The organism is Clostridium neonatale (genome assembly GCF_001458595.1).
Classification (GTDB): Bacteria; Bacillota; Clostridia; order Clostridiales; family Clostridiaceae; genus Clostridium; species Clostridium neonatale.
In genome coordinates, this window is record NZ_LN890328.1 from 2375131 (window position 1) to 2400577 (window position 25447).

Consider the following 25447-nt stretch of genomic DNA (forward strand, 5'->3'; position numbering starts at 1 on the left):
TCATCACTCCTTAATATATTTTAGCATTTCTAAACTCTTTGGTTTTTTAGAATAATTATTCGATATCAAAAAAGTTGTTACTCTTTCTATCTCATTCTTTATTTCAGAATTTAAATTTAATCTATATAATTTGCTTATATGCATATTTTTTAGAAACCTCAAAGCATTATATCCACCTTTTGATATATAAGTACCATTTTCTTTAGGACATTCATCACAAACGCCCCCATAATTAGATAAATTTATATAATTTGATGTACTTATTTTTTTACCACATACGCTACAACTATCTAGATTTATATTGTATCCAGTATATCTTAAAAGTTTTATTTCAAATGCTCTAACAAGCAATTCATAATCTAATGCATCTGTATTTAATAGATATAAGGTAGTTACAAAATCCTTAAAGATATACTCATTAGATTCTTCATCTGAACATGCTATATCAACTAATTCACATAAATATGATGAATAAGTAAGCTTATCTAAATTATCTAAAAGTCCTTGAAATGAATTTAAGATTCTTCCTTCTTGAAGAGTATATAAATTCTTTCCTTTATACATTAAATATTCCCCATAGCATAAAGGTAATGTTAATGATAAAAATTTGCTTTTACTCTTTTTAGCGCCTCTAACAACAGCTGTGATTTTACCCATATTTTCAGTGTAAAACCAAACTAATTTATCATTTTCTTTAAAGTCTTGAGTTTTTATTACGACAGCTCTTGTTGTAAATAATGTTTGATTTCCCATTGTTATTTATTCTTTTTATATCCAAGTTCTTTTAATAGATTTTGATTATCTCTCCACTCTTTTCTAACTTTAACCCAAATCTTTAAATTAACTTTTGATCTTAAGAATCTCTCCAATTCATACCTTGCAGTTTCACCAATCTTTTTAAGGCACTGTCCATTCTTTCCTATTATTATTCCCTTATGTGAATTCTTTTCACAAATCAAATCAACTTCAATATGATATGTTCCTTTTTCATTTTGTTTCATTTGAATTATATCTACAGCTATTCCATGTGGAACTTCATCTCTAAGAGTTCTTAACGCTTTTTCTCTTATTATTTCTGATACAACAAATTTTTCTTGAACATCTGTTATCATATCATCTGGATAATATTTAGGCCCTTCAGGTATGGCATTCTTCATTAAATTAATTAATGTATCTACATTCTTTCCCTTTATTGCTGAAATAGGTATTATTTCAGCAAAAGGAAACTCATCGCTAAACATTTGTAATGTTTTTGCAACTCTATCTTGAGTGCTTTCATCCACTTTATTTAAAACAAGAAATACTGGACATTTTTTATCTTTTAAACTTTCTAAAATAAATTTATCTCCTTTTCCTATTTCATCGCATGGATTTGTTAAAAATAATACTAAATCAACATCCTTTGTTGATTCTTTTGCTGCATTTACCATATACTCACCTAATTTGTGTTTAGGCTTATGTATTCCCGGCGTGTCAACAAATATCATTTGAAAATCGTCTTCTGTTAAAATTGTTTGTATATTATTTCTAGTTGTTTGCGGTTTATTTGAAACTATCGATAATTTTTCTCCCATTATATAGTTTAGTAAAGTTGATTTTCCCACATTAGGTCTTCCAACTATTGTAACAAAACCTGATTTAAACATATTTCCTCCTTATGTTCTGCTTAAGTAGTAATTAAGCCTTCCTCTATTGTTAAAATACTTAAAAAGATATTTCGTATTAAATATTATACTCTAAATGTATAAATAGTATATCACTAAGTTCTTTAATTAACAATCCACAGTTGACAGTTGACAGTTGACAGTTGACAGTTGACAGTTGACAGTTGACAGTTGACAGTTGACAGTTGACAGTTGACAGACCATTGTACTTTTGCCTTTATTCATGTCAAGTGCCTTTTTTATTTATTTTAGTTCTAATTAGGCTTTTAATTTCATATTTTAACTGTATCTATCATAAAGTTAAAAACATAGATCTTATTTATAAAATCTAAAAAATTAAAGATAGTAAAAAAACAGCTAAAAATTGTATAACAATTTTTCATGCAATACTACATTTCAAAAAAATCTGTAAGATTTTTTCTCCTTGATTGTCAACTGTTCACTTTCAATTCTAAACTATCTAAAGTCTAAATACAGTAAAAATAATAAGTGTTAATAATGTTCCAAATATTGCCCCAACAACAACCTCAAGTATACTATGAACTTCAGAATCAACTCTGCTTTGAGCTGTAATAAAGGCTAATAAAAAACTAAGAAGTATACATATTGGTTCTTCTGTTATTAATGATATTGCAGTTGCTATAGAAAATCCCAAAGCACTATGACCACTAGGCATACCACCCTTTAAAGGTGTTCCTTCTCCAAAGATTGCCTTAACTATTATAGTTGCTATACATACTATAAATAACACTATAAGCATGGTATACGGCTCTGAATTTTTAACTTTATTTATTAAATTATACGAAAGATTTGATACCTTATCCCAAAATATAACGTATCCTACTACCAATGCATTAATTGCTGTTATAAGAACAGCTCCTGCTGCTGCATTTTTTGCTACCTTTGCTAATGGATGATAATAATTAGTTGTCATATCTATAGTTGCTTCTATAGCCGTGTTAACTAATTCAGCTGCTATTACCATTGATATAGTAACTGTTAGTATTAAAAACTCAACTTTGCTTATATCAAAACAAAAACAGGCTATTAGTACTCCCAAAGTAGCAATTAAATGTATTCTCATATTTCTCTCTGTTCTTACTGTATCAATAATTCCATTTATGGCATTATTGAAACTATCCAATGTTTTTTTTATTTTCATCAATTACAGCCCCTTTTATAAAGAAACACATAGACTTATAAAATATAAATTATTATAATTTTATTATTATTAAATCCTATACTTTATTATTCATATTAAATAGTTCAAGAATTAATAAATTATCTTAATATATTTAACTTTCCTAATATTTCTTCTTCTCTTTTTCTCATAATGATTTTCTCATCATCTTTCATATGATCATATCCAAGCAAATGAAGTACCGAATGTACAACTAAGTATGATGCTTCTCTTTCAAAAGAATGATTATATTCCTTACTTTGCTCTAAGGCCTTTTCTAACGAAAGAACAATATCTCCAAGTACAAGTTCTTCTCCATCTAAGTCACTAGGCAAAAATTCATGATCTTTATATTGTTCTTTAAACACTTTATTTTCTGAGTATTCTAGCATAGGAAATGATAAAACATCTGTTTCCTTATCAATATTTCTAGTTTCATTATTGATTTCTTTTATCTCATCATTATCTACAAATAATAATGAAACTTCACATTTCACACTTACTTCTTCTTCTTTCAATGCGAATTCTATAACATAAGTTAATTGATCAATTAATTCTTTATCCACATTTATCTTTGTCTGCCTGTCATCCACATAAATCATATTTATTACTCCTTATTGTCTTCCTTTTTCTTTTCTTTAGGATACTCTACCCTTTCATGATACATTCCATTTAAACTTGACATAAAGCATTTTCTTATCTTATCTAAGTCTTTTAATGTCAATTCACAATTGTTTAATTGGCCTGTTGCTAATTTATCATTAATTATATTGTTTATCATTTCATCAACTTTTTCTTTATTTGGTTCTTTTATTGATCTTACAGCTGCTTCAGTGCTATCTGCAAGCATTACTATTCCAGCTTCTTTTGAACTTGGTATTGGTCCAGGATACCTGTAATCATCTTCTTTTATATCCTCTAAATTATCAGAATTATTTTTCATTGTATAATAAAAATATTTTACCAAAGTATTCCCATGATGTTGTGCAATAATTTCTTGAATAACTCTCGGTAAATTATGTTTTCTTGCAAGTTCTAATCCATCCTTTACATGAGAAATTATAACTGATGCACTTAAATTAGGTGATATCTTATTATGGGGATTTTCCATCCCCATTAAATTTTCACCAAAGAAATACGGTCTTTCTGTTTTTCCAACATCATGATAATATGCTCCAACCCTTGCTATTACAGCATTAGCTCCCACTTCTTCTGCGGCGAGTTCTGCTAAATTAGCAACCAAAATACTATGATGATATGTTCCCGGTGCTTCCATCAACAGTTTTTTTAGTAATGGTGAGTTTGGATTAGATAGTTCCAATAACTTAAGTACTGTAACTTCATTAAATGTACTTTCTAAGAATGGTAATATTCCCATTGCAAATACACCTGATAATATACCGCCTATAAATGATATACCGGTTTTAATGAATACATCCATGAAATCACTTGATATCAGCATTCCTGTAGTTACTGTAATTATTGCACTTACAATTGCAATATATACAGTCGTATATAACAATTCATTTCTTTGCTGCATTCTTTTAAGTAAAGTAGAAGCTAATATTGAACTTACAATTCCTATCATCATTACTTGAATATCAAATCCATTTAATGCACTTATGAGAATCATATTTAATGAACTAACAACAAGTGATATCTTATAATTTATTAGCAACGATATAAGCATAGGTGCACATGCAAACGGCATTAAGAGAGGCGATACAAAACCTAGTGCGCGTGCAAATACTAATGACATTATATTAATTAAACTTATTAAAGCTAACTTTTTAGTATCTTTATATACAGCTACGTAATTAGATTTTATATATATAAATTGTAAAAACATTATTGTAGCTAAAAATACTCCTACTACAAGATAAACATATGAATATACTTTAGCATTTTCATCATCAAGCATTCCTAAGTCTGATAATAATTGAAGCTGTTCAGCTGTTACAGGTTCCCCCTCTTTTACTATTATTTGATTTTGCTTTATTATAACCTTAGATACATTCTTTTGCGCTTCTTTAATTTTTTCTTCTGTTTTATCTACATCATAAAAGAAATTTGGATTTATCTCATTACTTACAATTGCTGAAAAAGCATTTGATAACTCCTCACTTAATCCCAAAACTTTTACATCCTTCGTTGCATTTTCTCTAGCTTCTTTAAGTGATTCTTCATCATTTTCTTCTAAGTTTTTTTCATATGCCGTATTTATTATGTTAAGAATATTTTTTTGTAAACTATCCAGATTTTCTTTTGAAATATCTAATAAAGCTTTATATTCATTTTGTGTTAAAGTAACATTTATAACTTTTTTAAGCTCTGCGATTTTCTCATATTGAGTTTTTAAATTATCACTTTCTTTATCATTTGAATCTTCTTCATCATTTTTCTCTCCAACTGATGAAACACTTTCATTTAATTTATCAAACAATATTTTTATATTGTTCTCTGCATCACTTTTAACTTCTCCTCTTAATGTGTATTGTTTTCCAACTTTTTCAATAGCCTGATTTTCTTTTTCAAGAGTTGACTTTTCATCAACAATATCCCTGGTTGCCTTGATATCGACTCTTGGTATATCCCCTTCTTTTAAATTATATTGCTTAGGCGTTACAGTACTAATAAGTAATATATATGCTATCATGTATACTACAAAAAATAACACTATTCTCCTAATCTTTATATTATTATGTTGTACACTATTATTTTTATTCTGTCCATCCTTCATGTATATCACCTTCTCATCTCATAATAAAGCAATTACCATACTTTTTCTGCTATATCTTGCTCTACAGTAAACGTAATTTTAACTATTATTTTGCCATTACCTAAGTCGTCTTCTTCTATTTTTTTGTCTATAATTTTAGCATCCTTACTCAAGCTTTTTTCTAACGATTTTTGTAGATTTAAAGCACATTCATTTATAACTGTATCTTTATCTAAATTTATTTGTTCGCCTTTCTTTTCAAAATATACAACTTTATTTAACAGTCCTTTCCTTTCTTCTATTTTATCATAATATTCAAAATCATTTATAGCCTTTTTTAAGTAAATTTTTTTGTTACAAATATTTATATAGATGTCACTATCCTTATTTCCAGTTCGTTTTAATTTTTCACCACTTATTTGGACTTCCATAAACTTATCATAGAAGGTATTAGCTATTACAGTTCCACTAGGTTTAACCTCTTTTTCAAACCCCTCTCTTCCTTCCTTCTGCAAAATCAATACATCGCCTTTTTTTACTATATCTCCAGGTACAACAGCAGAATTTCCTGAAACTGTAAACACTCTTTTAATTTCCCCATCCATCTTAGCTAAAACTTCATTAGGAAGTTCTTTTTCAGTTAAAGGCGGGTTTATTTTTTCTTTTATAACAACTCTAAGAGTTGATCCTTCAATTCTTACTCGAATCCACATTATTTGATCATCTAAATCTTCCATTTTCCTTTCTATATCGTAAACGTTAATATTAGCTTTCTTTATTCCCGGAGTTATTCCTATTGATGTTAATTCTTTTCGAACCTCAAACGGAGTTAAGTTATTTTGTGTTTCAATATCTATTGCCCAGATATTATTAGATAACAAATATAATAATATGAAAAATACCACAAACCCAACAGCTAAAGAAAGCCTCCTTTTTATTTGTAATATAAATACTATTACCCCATTTATTCCAATAACTTTTATTTTTCCCTTTAACTTTTTTACTACATTTACAGCTTGTTTATATTCTGAATACATTATCGAACATCTAATCGTTGTTAAATTCCTCCTAGTAACATTTGAAGTTTGAATATTATTTTTCCATAACGCATTCAATATTTTTTCTATTGATAAAGCACTTATTTCTATTGTTATTTTCCCAGACTTTAATTTTTCTAAACTCATTTTTTCTACCTCTCATATGAAATACCTTTAAATATTCCGCTTATAGTCATTGTGGTATCTCCAATAAACAATATTTCAAAATCTTTTCCATTTATAGCTATACTACCAATTCTAGAATTTATTTTAATCTGATCACTTTCAAAAGATAATATTCCTTTATGATTTTCAATTGTTATCTCTTTATCTCCAGTTACTATTATTTTAGGTAGGTCTAAAGTAATATCACTAGGAAAATCAAGTTTACTCAAAATCTTCTCTCTACCCTTTTGAAATTTCTCCTCCATAATTTTCTCCTCCATAATAAAGTTATTCATTTTTAATTTATGATATATAATCAAAATTAATGCTATAAATACCACCTTTTATGTTATTACTTTGAATAAAAAAATCGCCAAGGCGACTATGATATAATCCCCTATAAAATATAAATCCAATAGAATATAATAATTTAAATTCAATAAAATCCTTTAGCCGTCGATTTTTTTTCAGCGCATTCTGGATTTTCTGAGCTTGCCGAAGAAAAGGCCAGGCGCATATAATTTATTTTTTATTCTTTAGGAGCTGTGCATTTAGTTTAGTGCAATATTTTTTTAAATAACCTATCCACAGATTGTCCGTGAATATAATTTCCTAAAGAATAAAAAAGAGCCGCTTTATAGCGACTCTTTTTAAATAATAAAAGAACTCAAGTATACTTGAGTTCTTTTATTATTTATTATTTAAATATTCTTTAACAATTTGACTAACAAGTTTGCCATCTGCTTTACCTAAAACTTTAGGTCTAACTACTGCCATAACTTTTCCCATGTCTTTAATGTTATTTGCACCCACTTCTTCAGCTGACTCTTTTACTATTTGTTTTATTTCTTCTTCGCTTAACTGCTGAGGAAGGTATTTTAAAAGGATTTCTATTTCAGCCTTATTTTGCTCAACTAGATCTTCTCTGTTCCCTTTTTCGAAATCAGCCAAAGCTTCTCTTCTTTGTTTGATTTCTTTTGCTAATATACTAATAACATCATCGTCTGCAAGTACTTTGTTCTCAGTCTTTTCAACTAATAATACCGCAGCCTTAGCTGTGCTAAGTACATTAGCTGTGAACTTATCTTTAGTCTTTAAAGCAGTTTTCCAATCATTTTGTAATTGTTCTTTAATTGTTGGCATATCCGTACCCTCTTTCAAAAGAAATAATTCTACTTGAACTTTCTCTTTCTAGCAGCTTCTGATTTCTTCTTCTTCTTAACGCTTGGCTTTTCGTAATGTTCTCTCTTTCTAACTTCTGAAAGAACTCCAGCTCTAGCACATTTTCTTTTAAATCTTCTTAACGCACTTTCAAGTGTTTCATTTTCTCCAACTTTAATTTCTGACATTGATATCCCTCCCTCCGCTAGCTAAAATTAATCAGCTATGGGCTTAATAACACATGATATATTATACAATATTTAAATAAACTATGTCAAGAATTAAGTAAAAAAATCAAAAGCTTATATCTAGAAACGGAGACAGTTTAAGTCAATTTCATAGGTAAAGTTTTTCCACCAAGTACGTGGAAATGAATATGATTTACAGTCTGACCACCATCTCTACCACAATTATTAATAATTCTATAACCTGAATCAGCTATTTTTTCTTCTTTAACTAACTTATTTATAACTTTAAATATATGTGCTATTATATCTGAATTTTCTTCATTTAGTGCATTAACACTTTCTATATGTTCTTTGGGCACAACTAAAAAATGAATAGGTGCTTCAGGATTTATATCATGAAAAGCTATTACTTTATCATCTTCATATAGTTTTTTACTTGGTATTTCACCTTTTATTATTTTACAAAAAATACATTCATCCATGCTCTCACCCCCTTAATCAATCCATGTCCTTTAGGATACCCATGGCAATTCATAATTTATTTTTATAAATTCAGCATTCAAAATATACATTTCAAAATTTAAGTAAGATCATTTACTTTTTAATGAATGTATGAATTGTATTACTAAATTTATCTTGCCTACCATCTGATTTATCTTTTATCTAAATTAATATTTACTTGTTTTAACATTATATTTTGTAGATACTTCATATTTTTTATTAAATGTACTACTATTTATTATACCAATATATATGTTAAATTTCTACATTTCAAAACAATATAACTTAGATTTTATGTTGTTTCATTTATAAAATACTTTCTTATTTATATATCTACCTTACAAAAGATTTTGTTATAAACATATTAATTATGACAAAATCTTACCACTTACATAATCACCATTTGCTTCTTCTATCTTACATTTAACTATTTTTCCAATTATATCACTTTTTTCACTTTCAAATACAACTCTAACATAATTCCTAGTATAGCCTTCAAAATATCCAGGCTTTTCATTGAGTTCTTTTTCAACTAAAACATCCATTTCTCTTCTAACTAAAGATTCACTAAATTCACCTTCATTTTTATTATTAAGTTCAATTAATGCCTTACTTCGATTTTCTTTAATTGTCCCATCAACCTGGTTAGGCATGTTTTCAGCCTTAGTACCCTTTCTTGGACTAAATTTAAATATGTGTGTTTTAGTTAGTTTTATTCTTTCTAAAAATTTATATGTTTCATTAAACTCTTCATCCGTTTCTCCTGGAAACCCTACAATAACATCTGTTGTTATTGATGCATCTTTAAGATTTTCTCTTATTTTATAAACAGCTTCTTCATATTCTTTAGCTGTATATCTTCTATTCATTCTTTTTAAAGTTTCATCACATCCACTTTGAAGTGATAAATGGAATTGTGGACATAATTTTTTCATATGCCTCATTTTTTCAATAACTTCACCTGTAAAGAAACTTGGCTCAATAGATCCTATTCTTACTCTTTCAATTCCATCTAATTTTTCAATTTCTTGAAGAAGACTTATAAGAGTTACATCTCCTTCTAAATCTACACCATAAGACGCTGTATGAATTCCAGATAATATAATTTCTTTAAACCCGTGTTCTTCTAGTCTTTTTATTTCTTCTAAAACCTTATCTGGATCTTTTGAGCAAGTTCTTCCTCTTGTATATGGTATTAAGCAATATGTACAAAATCTATTGCAGCCGTCTTGTATCTTTAAGAATGCTCTAGTCTTATCTTGATATTCTTCTATGTTAAGCTCCTCGAAAGTTTTATTCTTAAGAACTTCCCCAACAGCCACCTGCATCTTGCCTTCATCTTTAGCCTTATTTACATAATAAACAACATCACCTTTGTTTCTAGTACCAAGAACAACGTCAACTCCATCTATTTTAGAAACTTCATCTGGAGATACTTGTGAATAACATCCCACTGCTGCAATAACAGCATTTTCATTTTTCCTTCTAGCTCTTCCTATTATTTGTCTAGATTTCTTGTCACTCATATTTGTTACTGAGCATGTATTGATTACATAAACATCTGCGAAATTATCAAATTCAGTTATTTCATATCCTTCCCTAAGGAATTTTTCTGTCATTGCTTCCGTTTCGTAATGATTTACTCTACATCCTAATGTTGCAAAAGCCACACTAGGTTTTCTATTTTTCTTTAGTTCTTCTTCATTTTTTTCTTGAACTATCTTAATTTGGCTTTCTACCATATTAATCTAAATCCCTCCTAAGTCTCCTAATTCATATTGCAATAATGCTGCTAACGTAAATCCTGCTGTTTCAGTTCTAAGTATTCTATTTCCAAGTGTTATAATCTTAGCACCTTTTTCTCTTAGTAGTTCTATTTCCTCTTCTTCGAATCCGCCTTCAGGACCTATTAATATACCAATGTCAACTATATCTTCTAGCTTTATATTATTCTCTTCAAATTCATTTATGAGGCTTCTTATCCCATAATTCTCTGCATTCTCATATGCTACTAGAAATAAATCCATATCTTTTAATTCATCTATTGCTTCATCAAAGTCAACTACTTCTTTTACTTTCGGTATTATGCTTCTTTTAGACTGTTTGCAGGCCTCCAATGCTATTCTATTTAATCTATCAAGTTTTTTAAACTCACCTTTAAGTTTTACATCAACTCTTGAAGTAATAGTAGGAATAAATTCAAAAACTCCAAGTTCAGTTCCTTTTTGAACTATTAAATCCATCTTTTGTCCTTTAGGAAGACCTTGAAACAAATGAATTCTTATACTGCTTTCATTGTTTTTATCTAATTTTTCTATTATTTTTACAATGACTTCAGATTTAGTAATGCTGTCTATTTCACATAAATATTCAATACCTTCACAATTATTTAGGATTATTTTTTCACCTTCATCTAATCTTAAAACTTTGTATATATGTTTAACATCATCACCTAATATTTTTCCTTCACTTGTTGTAATATTACATGGCTCTGTAAAAAATTTATGCATAATCTTCTCCTTTAAAACATTTATTTAATACATTTTGCAACTATGCAATTCCATTCACCATCTTTATTTATTTCAATTACTTCAAATCCACATTCATTTAATTTATTTGTTACCATTTCAACTCTATCATGGATTATTCCTGATGTTATGAATAATCCTCCATCATTAAGTGCTTTCTTAACATCTTCAGTTAATACGCATATAATTTCAGCAATTATATTTGCAACAACAACATCTGCTTTTCCATTTACTACATCTAATAAATTACCTTCTAAAACTTCTATATTATCTAAATTATTAAAGCTTATATTTTCTTTTGAAGAATCAACAGCTACAGGATCTAAATCAACACCTATAACATGTTTTGCACCAAGCTTTGCTGCTGCTATTGCAAGAATTCCTGATCCACATCCAACATCGAATACAGTTGTATCTGGTTTAACATATTTATCTAAAGCTTGAATACACATTCTTGTTGTTTCATGAGTACCTGTTCCAAAAGCCATACCTGGATCTAATTCTATTACTAAATCTTTTTCATTCGCCTCATATTCTTCCCATATTGGCTTAATTACAATTTTATCTGTAATTTTAACTGGCTTATAGTACTTCTTCCAATTGTTGGCCCAATCTTCTTCATGCATTGTTTTTGCTTCAACTATACCTTCACCAATATCTATTCCCATTGATTTTATTTCTTCAAGTTTTTCCTTAGTATACTCAACAATTTCATCTACCTTATCATCTTGTGAAAAATAAGCTTTAACCACTGCTGCGTTACCTTTATGCTCTAATATATTTATATCTGCAAAATCCCATGTTAATGGTCCCTGATCTCTAGATAGCAAATCTTCTGGATCTTCTATTGCAACATTAGGGCATCCTAATCCATAGAAAATACCTGATATTGGTTCTAAAGCCTCACTCTTTGTTATTACACTAACTTCTATCCATATTCCGTCCATTATATAATCTTCCCTTCTTTACTTATTATAAATTTTTTATCTTCTTCATTGCCATATAATGCTTGATGTGGTACAAGCCAAGCATTATAACCCATCTTCATCTACTGATGAAAATGTTTCCTTAAGCAGAGAGCCCAAATCTTGCATTTTGTGCGAATCACTTACACCTATGAATGTATATGATTAGGTGTTTCCTTTTTTTAATTACATCTAATCTCCATAATATAAGCATATTCTTATATTCTTATATTCTTATATTCTTATATTCTTATATTCTTATATTCTGGGCATTTTTTCATTCTTAAAATAATTACACAATAATTTTTTTATTTAACCTGTGTCACTTCTTTACTTTTAGTTGTCGTAACTTCTAGTTATTCACATTTTAAAGGAAACTCACTATTCACATCCGTTCATAGGAGTAAGTTCGATCAGCCAAATATATTCGGAAATTTCTACTCACATTCGTTCGTAGAAGGGCTATACCACTAAACTCGTTCCTCACCAAGTTTTATATGCCAATTTTGGTTCTCACTTAACTGCAATTAAAAACTTTGTCCTTATTCCTTTTTCAGTAAACATCTTTTCATGTTCAGTTTCAACATTACCTATAAAATCACTATTATGTAAATCATAAGTTATATATTTAATTGTAAACTTACTTTCCTTAAAATATTCAAGAGATTCTTCAAATAATTCATCATCATCAGTTTTAAAATAAATTTCTCCATTATCACGCAAAAAAGTTCTATATTGATTTAACTGCCTAGTGTGAGTTAATCTTCTCTTTTTATGCTTTTCTCTTGGCCAAGGATTGCAAAAATTTATATAGATTCTATCTATAACATCATTTTCATCAAATATGTTGCTTATGAGGCTTATTTCTTGTGCCATTAATTTAATATTGGTAAGCGGCATATTTTTTTCTTCATATGCTTTAACAATATTTCTCTTCGCCAGTCCTAATACTTCATCTTTTATATCAATTGCCATATAATTTATATTTGGATTTTCTGAACCATGTACAGCCATAAACGTTCCTTTTCCACATCCTAATTCTAAATATATAGGCTGATCTTTTTCAAAAGTTTCTCTCCATTTCCCTTTATTTTCTTTAGGATTTATAACAAAAAAGCTACAAGCCTCTAATTCAGGTCTCGCCCATGGTTTTTTTCTCATTCTCATAGTTATTCACTCCATTATTTATCATTCATAATAATTATACATATATAAAAATATATTGCAATTTTTTGTTGCTTTTACTCTATAATTCATATAAATATATATATTTTTTAATCTAAATAAGCCACAATAAAGTTTAAACATATTAATATCGTAAACTTTACTGTGGCTAATATATTATTCTTTACTATGAATATATTTTTACTAGGTCCTTTAACTCATTTTCATATTTATCTACAAACTCTTCAAAATTAACATTTTTTTCTTCCACCTTTATTGCAAGTTCGTATAAGAATTCCGGAATTTTTTCACTTAAAATACTTCCATAGACTTTCCCTAATCTTGCATTCCCCTCTTCAAATGATCCATTAATATGAAGTTCAAATACATCTTTAAGTTCACCATCAATTCTTTTACGACTTCCAGCAAATCCTATCATCGAAGCTTCATGAATACCGCACGAATTCATGCAACCTGACAAATGAACCCTTGGAAGAACATCTTTTTTATAACTTTTTTCTCTAAAATATTCTAATATATTAAATAGGGTCTTTTGACTTTCACAGATACCAATTTGACAAGTAGGTACTCCTATACATGATACACTTTGTTCTAGATGTGTTTCTCCCCCACGACCTTCTGTAATATCTAGAACCTTTCCAGCTTCATCACCATTTAAGTTTCTTATATATATTCCTTCTGTCATTGTAAGGCGTAATTCCACTTGCTTCATATCTTCAATACAATCTAATATATCTTCTAAATCTTTTAAGTGTAATTGCCCTCCAAAAGGATGAAAATATACACTATATAATCCATTTTGTTTTTGAGCATATAATCTTTGATTATTTATTTCTGTTTCCTTTCCTTCTTTATCAATTTCAATTGGATGTAAATCTAAAGTTAAATCTTCATCTTTCATCACATCATCAAGCTTTTCTTGATAGCATTTTAGAAATTCTTCTTTTCCCATCCTCTCTACAATATATCTTATTCTTGCTTTATGTTTATTTTCATAGTCTCCTTGTTCAATAAACAGTTTAGTCATTGCTTCAACGTGATATAAAACTACACTTGGATCTATTAACTTTGGGTATTCTATACTTAATTTAGGATTAGCACCTAGTCCGCCTCCCAAGTATACCTTAAAATATTTCTTATGATCTTTAATTGTTGCTAAAAACCCTAAATCTGTAATATTACAATGACCACAATCCATATTGCTGCTTGAAAAAGATACCTTTAACTTTCTTGGTAGTTTATATGAAGTTATCTTTTTTAGAAAATGATTATTTACTATTAATGCATATGGAGTTACATCAAATGCTTCAAATCTGTCAACACCTGCTAGAGGAGAAATAGCAACATTCCTTGGATAATTACCACCTGCGCCTCTTGTGTATATATTTTCTTCTAGTGCTTCTTTCATAAGGTCACAAACCTCATCTATTGTTAAATCATGAAATTGTATTGCTTCTCTTGTTGTTAAATGAACCTTTTCCAATCCATACTTTTTAGCTGTATCTAAAATCCACTTCATTTGTTTCTTGCTTGTTATACCAGATGGAATTCTTAGTCTTATCATAAACCCATTTTTATTTCTTTGAGCATATACTCCCATGCCGCCAGATACTTTCTTAAATTCCATAATTGAAATTTCATTTTCTAAAAATTTATGTCCAACTTTTCTAAACTCTTCGATTTCTTTTAATAATTCTTTTTTTAAATCATCCATTTGTTAATCTTCCCCTCAATTTAGATTTGATAAATATATTCTATAAATAATATTCTGATATCCGCTCAAAAATATTCATAAATACTTATATCTTTTGATACACTCCGAATTATTAATAAATTTTACAAAAACTTTTTATAAATTTTTCATAAAATTTATAACGTAATTATAAATTAAATTAACTTTTTATAAAATTAGTAAATTATTGTAGTTTTCCATCGATATATTTTTTGAATATAACAATAAAGGAGATGGAAAGTCATGCAAATAAACAGTATAACAAATAGTACTAATAATAATTATTCTTCAACACAGACCAATAACAACTCAAGCGAACTATCAGAACTAAAATCTCAATTAAAAGAATTACAAAGTGATTTATCAGAAGTTCAAAGCGATTCTTCATTAGATGAAGATACCAAAACAACAAAAACTTCTCTTTTGCAATCACAGATTTCATCAGTTCAAAATCAAATAACAAAGTTAAAAACTGAGGAAAAGGAATCGCAATCTCAAACAAAAGATTCACCAAACAATTCTGATAGTGAAAAAAGTGGAGTAGTTGTATCTGGAAATTTAAGTAGACTCATAGATGCTAATCGCTCTGGTGATAAATCTGTTATTGAGCAAATTAAATCTGAGCAAGAAAAAGAAAAGAATAATACTTACACTATATACTAATATTTTATTTGTATCAATTAGTGCACATAATTTATAAAATAAGAGCATTTATTCTAAGTTAATAAATGCTCTTATACATTCCTATTTATTTTTTCCAAACAATTTTTTCTTATGAGTTCCTGTAGCTGCATCTGGTTCTTCACCACTAGCTACCATAAATGCTCGAAGTGCTTCTTCTTGAGCTTTTGTTAATGATTTTGGAATATCAACTATAACTTTAACATATTGATCTCCACGTCCTGATGAGTTAACTCTTGGTATACCCTTGCCTTTTAATCTAAACATAGTTCCAGATTGAGTACCAGCAGGAACTGTATATTTTACATTACCATCTACAGTAGTAACAGTTATTTCTGTTCCAAGAGCAGCTTTTGCCATAGATATATGAGTATCTATATAAACATCATTTCCTTTTCTAGTAAACACTTTGGATGGAGTGACATTAATCCTTACATATAAGTCTCCTGCACTTCCCCCTCTTAATCCATGTTCTCCTTGTCCTCTTAGAGGCATTACATTTCCTGTATCAACACCTGCTGGAATATTTACTGTTATCTTTCTAGATTTTCTTACGTTACCTTTACCTCTACATTCTTTACATGGAGTATCAATTATTTCTCCTGTACCATTACATTTATCACATGTAGATTGTGATACAAAATTTCCAAATGGAGTTTGTCTTTGTACTCTCATTTGTCCTGTTCCATTACATGTAGGACATGTTTTTTTATTTGTTCCAGGTTCTGCCCCTGATCCATGACAATGATCACAATTTTCACTTCTAGTTATTGTTATTTCTTTTTCAACACCAAAGATAGCTTCTTCAAAAGTTAAATTTAGAGTATATTCAATATCATTTCCTCTTACTGGACCATTTCTTCTTCTTGAGCTTCCACCACCGCCGCCAAAGAATGAATCAAATATATCACCAAATCCACCCATGTCAAATCCATCAAAACCACTAAATCCACCGCCGCTGAATCCACCTGTTCCATCAAAGGCAGCTGATCCAAATTGATCATATTTAGCTCTTTTNCCACTAAATCCACCGCCGCTGAATCCACCTGTTCCATCAAAGGCAGCTGATCCAAATTGATCATATTTAGCTCTTTTCTCTGAATCTGAAAGAATCTGATAAGCTTCATTTATTTCTTTAAATTTAGCCTCTGCTTCTTTATCACCTTGATTTCTATCTGGATGATATTTAACAGCTAGTTTTCTAAAGGCCCTTTTTATCTCATCGTCACTTGCAGTTTTATCAACTCCAAGAACTTCATAATAGTCTTTACTTGCCATTTATTATATTCACCACCTAGTTTTATTTACATTGTATCCATTATATATATTTTTTATATTGGCTACAACTATACGAACTACTCAAATCAAAAAGCTTTTTTATGCTTTTTACCTAAACAAATTTATTTTACTAAACTTTTATATATTTCTCAATTAAAAATTAATTAATAAAAATATATTTTCATTAATTAATTATTCAATACTTTATAAAAAGGGAAGACTAAAGCATCGCCTTCCCTTATAGATTATTATTTTAATAACTTAATACTATTTATCTTCATCTACTTTAAAATCTGCATCTACAACATTGTCATCATGTGGTGCACTTTGCTGTGCTCCAGCTGCATTTGGATCCATTCCTGCAGCTGTTGGATCTTGTTGATACATTTTAGCAGCTATTGGATAAAATGCTTGATTAGCAGCTTCTATAGCAGCCTTAATTGCTTCTACATCTTCTCCATCTTTAACCTTCTTAAGTTCATCAAGTTTATCTTGAACTGCTTTCTTTTCATCTTCAGTAGCCTTGTCACCAATTTCACTTAATGTTTTTTCTAATTGATAGATTGTTTGATCAGCATTATTTGCAACCTCTATCTTTTCTTTTCTTTTTTTATCTTCTTCTGCAAATTTTTCTGCTTCTTTTACAGCCTTATCTACTTCATCATCACTTAAGTTAGTTGAAGCTGTAATTGTTATATTTGCTTCTTTTCCAGTTCCTTTATCTAAAGCAGACACTTTAACAATACCATTTGCATCTATATCAAATGTAACTTCTATTTGAGGAATTCCTCTTGGAGCTGGTGCTATTCCTGAAAGTGTAAATCTACCTAATGACTTGTTATCTACAGCCATTTGTCTTTCACCTTGAACTACATTGATTTCAACTGAAGTTTGGTTATCAGCATAAGTTGAGAATACTTGACTCTTCTTTGTTGGAATAGTTGTATTTCTTTCTATTAATGGAGTAGCTATTCCACCAGCTGTTTCAATACCAAGTGTTAATGGAGTAACATCAAGTAATACTACATCTTTAACTTCTCCTGTAAGTACTCCAGCTTGTATAGCAGCACCAACTGCAACACATTCATCTGGGTTAACTCCTTTTGAAGGTTCTTTTCCTGTAAAGTTCTTAACTGCTTCAACAACAGCTGGAATTCTTGTAGATCCTCCAACTAATATTATTTTATCTATATCACTTAATGAAAGTTTAGCATCAGCTAAAGCTTTTTTCATTGGTTCGATACTTCTTTGAACTAAATCATGAGTAATTTCATTAAACTTAGCTCTTGTTAATGTCATATCTATATGCTTTGGACCAGTGCTATCCGCAGTGATGAATGGTAAGTTTATATTTGTTTGAGTTGAAGATGATAATTCAATCTTAGCTTTTTCGGCAGCTTCTTTTAATCTTTGAAGAGCCATTTTATCCTGCATTAAATCAATTCCATTTGCTGCTTTGAAATCATCAGCTATATACTTCATAATTTTTTCATCAAAGTCATCTCCACCAAGCTTTGTATCACCATTTGTAGATAATACTTCAAATACTCCATCACCTAAATCTAGGATAGATACGTCGAAAGTACCACCACCTAAGTCGTAAACTAAAATCTTGTGTGCTGAATCAGTTTTATCTAATCCATAAGCAAGAGATGCTGCTGTTGGCTCGTTGATTATTCTTAATACTTCAAGTCCTGCTATTTTACCTGCATCTTTAGTCGCTTGTCTTTCGCTATCATTAAAGTAAGCAGGAACTGTTATAACTGCTTGAGATACAGTTTCACCTAAATAAGCTTCTGCATCAGCTTTAATTTTTTGAAGAACCATAGCTGAAATTTCTTGTGGTGAATAATCTTTTCCATCTATATTAACTTTATAATTAGTTCCCATATGTCTCTTTATTGATATAACTGTTTTGTCTGGATTAGTTATTGATTGTCTTTTCGCAACTTGACCCACAAGTCTTGACCCATCTGCTTGGAATGATACTACTGATGGAGTAGTTCTAGCGCCTTCTGAGTTAGCAATAACTACTGGTTCTCCACCTTCCATAACTGCTACACATGAATTTGTAGTTCCTAAATCAATACCTATAATTTTTCCCATGATATATTCCTCCTAAAACTAAATAGTTTATTTTCTTCATTTTTAATTTCTGTATATGTTTAATTATATTAATTAGCTACTTTTACCATTGTATGTCTTATTATTTTTTCACCTTTTTTATATCCTTTTTGGAAGACTTCAGCTATTACATTTTTATCTAAGCCTTCATCTTCTATATGCATAACTGCATTGTGGAAGTTTGGATCAAATTCGCCACTTGCATCAATCTCTTCAACGCCAAGTTTAACAAATGCATCTTGACAACCCTTCATTGTCATTTCAACACCTTTTTTAAGATCATCTACATTTCCTTCTGCTGCCATAGCTCTTTCTAGATTATCTATTACAGGAAGGATTTCCTTTATTACATCTATATATGCATCTGCATATATGCTTTCTTTTTCTTTTGTTGTTCTCTTTCTATAGTTATCATATTCAGCTGTCAATCTAAGCAATCTGTCTTTAGTTAGATCTAATTCCTCTTGCATTTTCTTATTTTCTTCTTTAAGTTTCTTGGTCATGTTAAGTTCATCCTCTTCTTCAACCTCATTTGTATTTTCAGCAGTATTCTCCATTACTTCCTCATCTTTTAATTCAGTGTCTTCATTTACTTCTTCATTTAAATTTTCTTCTTTAATTTCTTCATTTTTTAAATCTTTATTATTTTCCATTAGTTTAAGCACACCTCGTCTCTGATATATAAAATCTAGATTTTATTTAACATGATCATTTAATATATTATTAAGTTCTTTAACAACTTCACTCATTATAGCTATTACTTTTGAATAATTTATTCGTCTTGGTCCAATAAGTCCAATTTTTCCTATTGGTCTATTTCCAAAAGAATATTCAGCTGATATTATGCTGCATTCTTTAGCCTGAGGTTTATAGTTTTCTTCTCCAATACTTATAGTAATGTCATCTTGCGGATTAAATAATTCCATAACAGCTTGCTTATCACTTAATAATGAAAGTAATTCCTTTGCTTTATCTATATCATGATATTCTGGATAATTAAATATATTTGTTGCGCCATCCATGAATACTTCTGATGAATCAGCATCATTTAATGTCTCATATAGGCTTGGTAATATTGCATTAAATATTTCTTCATATTCAACCAAATCCTTTTTAAGATTATTTATTACTTCAAGGTTTATTTCTGCTATAGAAAGATTAACCAATCTATTATTTAATACCTCATTAATTTTATTTAATGCAGCTAAAGTTGGCATCTTATTTAATTTCATTACATGATTCTTTATAAGACCTGTATCTGTTAAAAATATAGTTACTAGACTGTTCTCATCAACTCTTATAAGCTGTATTGATTTTATAAAACTCTTTTTAACTGATGGAGCCTCAATAATACATGTCAAATTTGTTAATTCTGATAATAAAGCACTTGTTTGCCTTACTACCTTATCAACTTCAAGCATTGCAGAATCTATAATATATTGCTTTATTCTTAGATCTTCTTCTGCTGTAAGCCTTTGGCTATCCATGAGTTTATCAACATATAGCCTATAGCCCTTACTTGATGGAATTCTTCCCGCTGAAGTATGAGGTTGCTCTAGATATCCCATAGCTTCAAGATCTGACATTTCATTTCTTATTGTCGCAGAACCAATTCCTAAATCATAATTTTTAGCAAGAGTTCTTGATCCTACAGGATCTCCAGTACGAATATAATCATTGATAATAGCTTGAAGTATTTTTATTTTTCTATCATCAATCCTCATAATCTCACCTCTTTTGTTAGCACTCGTCATCATCGAGTGCTAATGACTATGGTTTTAATATATTCTTTCTTAACTTTTTTGTCAATCCTGTTTATTTTTAAAAATATTAATTATAGCTTATATTTATTAGATTTTCCCATGTTATCTTTAACTTTCTGCTTTTTTCTCTGATTTTCTATCGTATGTATTTAAGACTGTTATGTTAATATAAAATCACTCATAACATAATTACTTAACTCAATTCCTTTAGAAGTCAAATATATATTCCCCTTTTCATTAGCTAATAATTCTTCATCCATATGTTTTTTTATTACCTCTGCATACACATCATATATATTTCTATTAAATCTTTCCTTAAATTCACAAATATTTATTCCATTAATCATTCTAAGTCCCATAAACACAAATTCTTCCATACTATCTTCTAAAGTATTTGTATGAACTTCTTCTTCAACACTTTTCTCTTCATTTATATTTTTTATATATTCTTCTATATTATCAATATTCTTAAATCTAGCATTATCTATAAAAGAACTTGCTGAAACTCCTACGCCTAAGTAATCTTCACATTTCCAATAAATTTTATTGTGGAAACATTCTCTATCTTCTTTAGCGTAATTTGATATTTCATATTGCTTATAATTATTCTTACTTAATATTTCTTTTGTGATTTTATACATTTTCCTTTCAGTATCTTCATCAGGAAGATTAAGTTTATTAGAATTATATAGTTTATAAAAACATGTACCTTCTTCTATTATTAGACTATATGCGGATATATGGTCTGGATTTAATTTAATTATTTCTAATAATGTATTTTTCCACTCTTCTAGGTTTTGATTCGGCAGACCAAACATCAAATCTACATTAATATTGTCAAAACCTAGTTGTCTTGCTAATAAAAAATTCTTTTTAAATATTTCATATGTATGGATTCTTCCTATATCTTTTAGTAAAGAATTGTTAGTTGATTGTAAACCAATACTAAGTCTATTTACATTATGAGTTTTCATTATCATTAATTTTTCTTTTGTTAGAGTTCCCGGATTACATTCAATGGTAAATTCAATATCTTCTTTAAATTTCAACTCGTTCAATGTTTCAAGTAAACTTTTTAAGGCTTTTTCATCAAGATATGATGGAGTTCCGCCGCCAATAAATATACTTCTTATGGTATATCCTTCTGCTTTTTCTAATATTTCTTTATTTAATGCTTCCACATACACATCTATATATTTTTCTTTTCCTGAATAAGAAGGAAAATCACAATACATACATTTTTGTTTGCAAAAAGGTATATGGACATATAACGCTATTTCTTTCATAATAACTCCTCCAAATATTTGAATATATTAATTATAGTCTCTTATATTTATTATTTTAATCTATATCACATAGATGATATCATATAATAAAAAATACATGTTTATTTCTATATAAAAAATAAACATGTATCATATTTCTAAAATAAGCTACTTGGCTATAAGTTTTTCTGCTTGTTCCTTTAATAATTCAATTTTACTGTCCGAGTCCACTACAGAGAAATTATAAACATCAATAAAATTATAAAAATAGTTTGCAAATGCTATTTTCTTACTACGAGCTATATTCAATTCATTTCCTACTTTTTCCAAGAACTCAACTTCTTTTTCTTCATATTCTCCATCAATAAGTGCTAATCCTACTAGTTCAAAATAGATAATCTCTTTAGACCTGTCATTTGATCCACTTAATAATGTAAATACATCTTCAATCTTTGAATCATTTATATCGGATTCTTTTAAATTCAATTCCTTTAGATAATCAATATATAGGTCCTTTTCTTCCTTAGAAAAAGTTTCATCTATATTTGCAAGCTGCTTTACTAATTTGATAAATGCTATCCCCTCATCCTTTTTTAATTCATTTAAAAACATATATTCATCCTCCTTTTACATATACCTGTTATTATCCATTTTAATTAAATATATACAAATTTTAATTCCTATATTAATTTTAATGCACAATAAACATTTTATAAATAGCTTTTTTGCATTTACAAATATTCATTGTGCATAATTTTATTTAAATATATTAATCTACTTTCAAGACTGACATAAATGCTTCTTGTGGAACTTCAACAGATCCTACCTGTCTCATTCTCTTTTTACCTTCTTTTTGCTTTTCAAGAAGTTTCTTCTTTCGTGAAATATCTCCACCATAACATTTAGCTAATACATCTTTTCTCATAGCTTTTACTGTTTCTCTTGCTATAATTTTAGATCCCACAGCTGCCTGAATAGGAATTTCAAATAATTGTCTTGGAATGATTTCTTTTAGCTTTTCTGCTATCGCTCTTCCCTTATGATATGCTCTTTCATCTGGTACTATCATAGACAGTGCATCAACTACATCTCCATTTAATAAGATATCTAATTTAACCAACTTGGTTGTAGTATATCCCTTCATTTCATAATCTAGAGATGCATATCCTCTAGTTCTAGATTTTAATGTGTCAAAGAAATCATATATTATCTCATTTAAAGGTATATCATAATTTACAACAGCCCTAGTTTCTTCTATATATTGCATGTCAATATATGTTCCTCTACGATCCTGACATAACTCCATTACAGCTCCAACATACTCTTTTGGAGTTATAATAGATGCTTTAACTACAGGTTCTTCCATATAGTCTATTTCAGTCATAGGAGGTAAATTAGTTGGATTGGTTATTTCTAACATTTCTCCATCTGTTTTTATAACTTTATATATAACTGATGGTGCAGTTGTAATTATATCTAGATTGAATTCTCTTTCAACACGTTCTTGAATTATTTCCATATGCAATAACCCTAAAAATCCACATCTAAAACCAAATCCTAAAGCAACTGATGTTTCTGGCTCAAAATTAAGGGCTGCATCATTTATCTGTAATTTTTCCAATGCTTCTTTTAACTCATCATATTTAGCTCCATCAACTGGATATATTCCTGAATAAACCATAGGAATAGCTGGCTTATATCCAGGAAGTGCTTTGTCTGTTGGTCTTGCTGCTTCAGTTATTGTATCTCCAACTCTTGCATCTCTTACATTTTTTATTGATGCAGTTACATATCCAACATCACCTGCGCTAAGTTCCTTTATTGGAAGCACTCCTGGTGTAAATACTCCAACTTCAGTAACATCATATACTTTATTACTGGCCATTAATTTAATTTTATCACCAATTTTTATCTTTCCATCCTTAATTCTTACTATACATACAACGCCCTTGTAACTATCATAGTAAGAATCGAAAATCAATGCTTTAAGAGGTGCCTCTTCATCGCCTTCTGGCGCTGGAATATTTTTAACTACTGATTCTAATACATCTTTTATATTTAAACCAGTTTTTGCTGAAATCATTGGTGCTTCTTCTGCATCTATTCCAATAACATCTTCAATCTCTTGTTTTACTTCATCAGGTCTTGCAGATGGTAAATCTATTTTATTTATTACTGGTGCAATCTCAAGATCATTATCTAATGCTAAATAGCAGTTAGCTAATGTTTGTGCTTGAATACCTTGTGTTGCATCAACTACTAACAATGCGCCCTCACATGCTGCTAAACTTCTTGAAACTTCATAATTAAAGTCCACATGACCTGGAGTATCAATTAAATTAAGAATGTATTCCTGTCCGTCATCTCTTCTATATACAAGTCTTGCTGCTTGTGATTTTATTGTAATTCCTCTTTCTTTTTCTATCTCCATATTATCTAGAACTTGTTCCTGCATTTCCCTTTCAGTTAAGGTTCCAGTAGTTTCAAGTAATCTATCTGCAAGGGTTGACTTACCATGATCAATATGAGCTACTATTGAAAAATTTCGGATATATTTTTGTCTTTCACTTTTCATATAAATAAACCTTAATCAATTCACAATTAATAGTTTATACCTTTTATGGCACACAAACTGGCAATTCACAATTTTATAATGATGAAATTACTTTTTAATTTCTTTAAGATATTTTTTATAATACCTTTTTCATAAGATTTAAAATTAATAAACTATTTATTAATTTTTTTAATCTTCTATATTATTTAAAATATTATCAAAATTTTTAACTGTGATCTGCTAACTGTTAACTGTCAATTGTATTGGTTTTCTCACCCCCGTTTAATTAAATCAGCTAAATTATATCATACCTACCTTTAAAAAGGCTATAAGTTTTATACTTATTATTATTTTAAGGCAATTTATTATTTATTCAACTATTTATTTTAAATATCTTTATATTAATCTTTTATAACGGTATTAATCTTCTCTCTAACATTATTAACTAAGATTTCTACTTGTTTTGTAATATTAGACTGATTAGTTATTCTAAAATTATTTTCACCTATCCTTACTAAAATATCACTATCTTCTTTATATATTTTTAAAAATGAGTTATCTTTTATAAAGTTTGAAAAATCTTCGCCAAATTCTTCACTTACCAATTGGTAGTTTTCATTGGTATTTCCAAGTGGCGATAAAGAACTTGTATTTTTTATATTTATAGATATTATTCCGCTCATCATTAAAAATAAAATTATAATTGAAGGCATAACTTTTCTAGTAATGTACTTCTTTTTCATATATTTCATCTCCT

At 28.8% G+C, this 25447-nt stretch carries 24 protein-coding genes; 1 reads left to right on the plus strand and 23 read right to left on the minus strand.

Features of this window, described 5'->3' with window-relative positions; translation table 11 throughout:
• Positions 1-3 precede the first annotated feature (3 nt).
• The 15 genes from recO to BN2920_RS17695 form a co-directional block, all read right to left on the minus strand.
• Complete coding sequence (recO, locus tag BN2920_RS17625) at positions 4-753, minus strand: DNA repair protein RecO (protein WP_058296280.1); 750 nt, start codon at positions 751-753, stop codon at positions 4-6.
• A gap of 2 nt (positions 754-755) precedes the next feature.
• Positions 756-1646, minus strand: coding sequence for a GTPase Era (gene era / locus BN2920_RS17630; protein ID WP_058296281.1), 891 nt, complete (start codon positions 1644-1646; stop codon positions 756-758).
• Positions 1647-2124: 478 nt separating this feature from the next.
• Entirely contained in the window at positions 2125-2826 is a 702-nt protein-coding gene (locus BN2920_RS17635) for a diacylglycerol kinase (protein ID WP_058296282.1), read from the minus strand.
• 119 nt (positions 2827-2945) lie between these two features.
• The gene (gene ybeY / locus BN2920_RS17640) at positions 2946-3446 is read right to left on the minus strand and encodes an rRNA maturation RNase YbeY (RefSeq protein WP_058296283.1); all 501 of its coding nucleotides are present in this window, start codon (positions 3444-3446) and stop codon (positions 2946-2948) included.
• 5 nt (positions 3447-3451) lie between these two features.
• Positions 3452-5584, minus strand: coding sequence for an HD family phosphohydrolase (locus BN2920_RS17645; protein ID WP_058296284.1), 2133 nt, complete (start codon positions 5582-5584; stop codon positions 3452-3454).
• Between the two features lie 32 nt (positions 5585-5616).
• Positions 5617-6747, minus strand: coding sequence for a sporulation protein YqfD (gene yqfD / locus BN2920_RS17650; protein ID WP_058296285.1), 1131 nt, complete (start codon positions 6745-6747; stop codon positions 5617-5619).
• Between the two features lie 5 nt (positions 6748-6752).
• A complete protein-coding gene (gene yqfC / locus BN2920_RS17655) occupies positions 6753-7031 on the minus strand; it encodes a sporulation protein YqfC (protein ID WP_058296286.1) in 279 nt (92 codons plus the stop codon).
• Positions 7032-7455: 424 nt separating this feature from the next.
• Positions 7456-7908 carry a GatB/YqeY domain-containing protein gene (locus BN2920_RS17660; protein ID WP_058296287.1) on the minus strand — a complete coding sequence of 151 codons (453 nt, stop codon included), beginning with the start codon at positions 7906-7908 and terminating at the stop codon, positions 7456-7458.
• Between the two features lie 29 nt (positions 7909-7937).
• Positions 7938-8114, minus strand: a complete 177-nt coding sequence (rpsU, locus tag BN2920_RS17665) for a 30S ribosomal protein S21 (RefSeq protein WP_008429643.1) — start codon at positions 8112-8114, stop codon at positions 7938-7940.
• A gap of 137 nt (positions 8115-8251) precedes the next feature.
• Positions 8252-8596, minus strand: a complete 345-nt coding sequence (locus BN2920_RS17670) for a histidine triad nucleotide-binding protein (protein WP_058296288.1) — start codon at positions 8594-8596, stop codon at positions 8252-8254.
• Positions 8597-8983: 387 nt separating this feature from the next.
• Positions 8984-10357, minus strand: a complete 1374-nt coding sequence (mtaB, locus tag BN2920_RS17675; protein WP_058296289.1) for a tRNA (N(6)-L-threonylcarbamoyladenosine(37)-C(2))-methylthiotransferase MtaB — start codon at positions 10355-10357, stop codon at positions 8984-8986.
• A 6-nt stretch (positions 10358-10363) separates the two neighbouring features.
• Entirely contained in the window at positions 10364-11125 is a 762-nt protein-coding gene (locus BN2920_RS17680) for a 16S rRNA (uracil(1498)-N(3))-methyltransferase (protein WP_058296290.1), read from the minus strand.
• 20 nt (positions 11126-11145) lie between these two features.
• Positions 11146-12090 (minus strand): 50S ribosomal protein L11 methyltransferase, encoded by a 945-nt coding sequence (gene prmA, locus BN2920_RS17685; RefSeq protein WP_058296291.1) that lies wholly within the window; start codon positions 12088-12090, stop codon positions 11146-11148.
• Between the two features lie 531 nt (positions 12091-12621).
• Complete coding sequence (gene trmB / locus BN2920_RS17690) at positions 12622-13275, minus strand: tRNA (guanosine(46)-N7)-methyltransferase TrmB (protein ID WP_058296292.1); 654 nt, start codon at positions 13273-13275, stop codon at positions 12622-12624.
• 184 nt (positions 13276-13459) lie between these two features.
• Positions 13460-15007: a nitrite/sulfite reductase gene (locus BN2920_RS17695; protein WP_058296293.1), complete on the minus strand. Its 1548-nt coding sequence runs from the start codon at positions 15005-15007 to the stop codon at positions 13460-13462.
• 261 nt (positions 15008-15268) lie between these two features.
• Here BN2920_RS17695 and BN2920_RS17700 point away from each other — a divergent pair, with 261 nt between their 5' ends.
• The gene (locus BN2920_RS17700; protein WP_058296294.1) at positions 15269-15688 is read left to right on the plus strand and encodes a FlxA-like family protein; all 420 of its coding nucleotides are present in this window, start codon (positions 15269-15271) and stop codon (positions 15686-15688) included.
• An 81-nt stretch (positions 15689-15769) separates the two neighbouring features.
• Here the strand turns inward: BN2920_RS17700 and dnaJ are convergent, their stop codons facing one another.
• The 8 genes from dnaJ to BN2920_RS17740 all read right to left on the minus strand — a co-directional run bounded on the left by dnaJ (position 15770) and on the right by BN2920_RS17740 (position 25433).
• Entirely contained in the window at positions 15770-16984 is a 1215-nt protein-coding gene (dnaJ, locus tag BN2920_RS17705; RefSeq protein WP_058296295.1) for a molecular chaperone DnaJ, read from the minus strand.
• 267 nt (positions 16985-17251) lie between these two features.
• The gene (gene dnaK / locus BN2920_RS17710; protein ID WP_058296296.1) at positions 17252-19090 is read right to left on the minus strand and encodes a molecular chaperone DnaK; all 1839 of its coding nucleotides are present in this window, start codon (positions 19088-19090) and stop codon (positions 17252-17254) included.
• 68 nt (positions 19091-19158) lie between these two features.
• Complete coding sequence (gene grpE / locus BN2920_RS17715; protein ID WP_058296297.1) at positions 19159-19761, minus strand: nucleotide exchange factor GrpE; 603 nt, start codon at positions 19759-19761, stop codon at positions 19159-19161.
• A 42-nt stretch (positions 19762-19803) separates the two neighbouring features.
• Positions 19804-20832: a heat-inducible transcriptional repressor HrcA gene (gene hrcA / locus BN2920_RS17720; RefSeq protein ID WP_058296298.1), complete on the minus strand. Its 1029-nt coding sequence runs from the start codon at positions 20830-20832 to the stop codon at positions 19804-19806.
• A gap of 197 nt (positions 20833-21029) precedes the next feature.
• Positions 21030-22157 (minus strand): radical SAM family heme chaperone HemW, encoded by a 1128-nt coding sequence (hemW, locus tag BN2920_RS17725; protein WP_058296299.1) that lies wholly within the window; start codon positions 22155-22157, stop codon positions 21030-21032.
• Between the two features lie 147 nt (positions 22158-22304).
• Positions 22305-22748 (minus strand): tellurite resistance TerB family protein, encoded by a 444-nt coding sequence (locus tag BN2920_RS17730; RefSeq protein ID WP_058296300.1) that lies wholly within the window; start codon positions 22746-22748, stop codon positions 22305-22307.
• Between the two features lie 157 nt (positions 22749-22905).
• Complete coding sequence (gene lepA / locus BN2920_RS17735) at positions 22906-24711, minus strand: translation elongation factor 4 (protein WP_058296301.1); 1806 nt, start codon at positions 24709-24711, stop codon at positions 22906-22908.
• A 380-nt stretch (positions 24712-25091) separates the two neighbouring features.
• Positions 25092-25433 carry a hypothetical protein gene (locus BN2920_RS17740; protein WP_307993373.1) on the minus strand — a complete coding sequence of 114 codons (342 nt, stop codon included), beginning with the start codon at positions 25431-25433 and terminating at the stop codon, positions 25092-25094.
• Between the last annotated feature and the right edge of the window lie 14 nt (positions 25434-25447).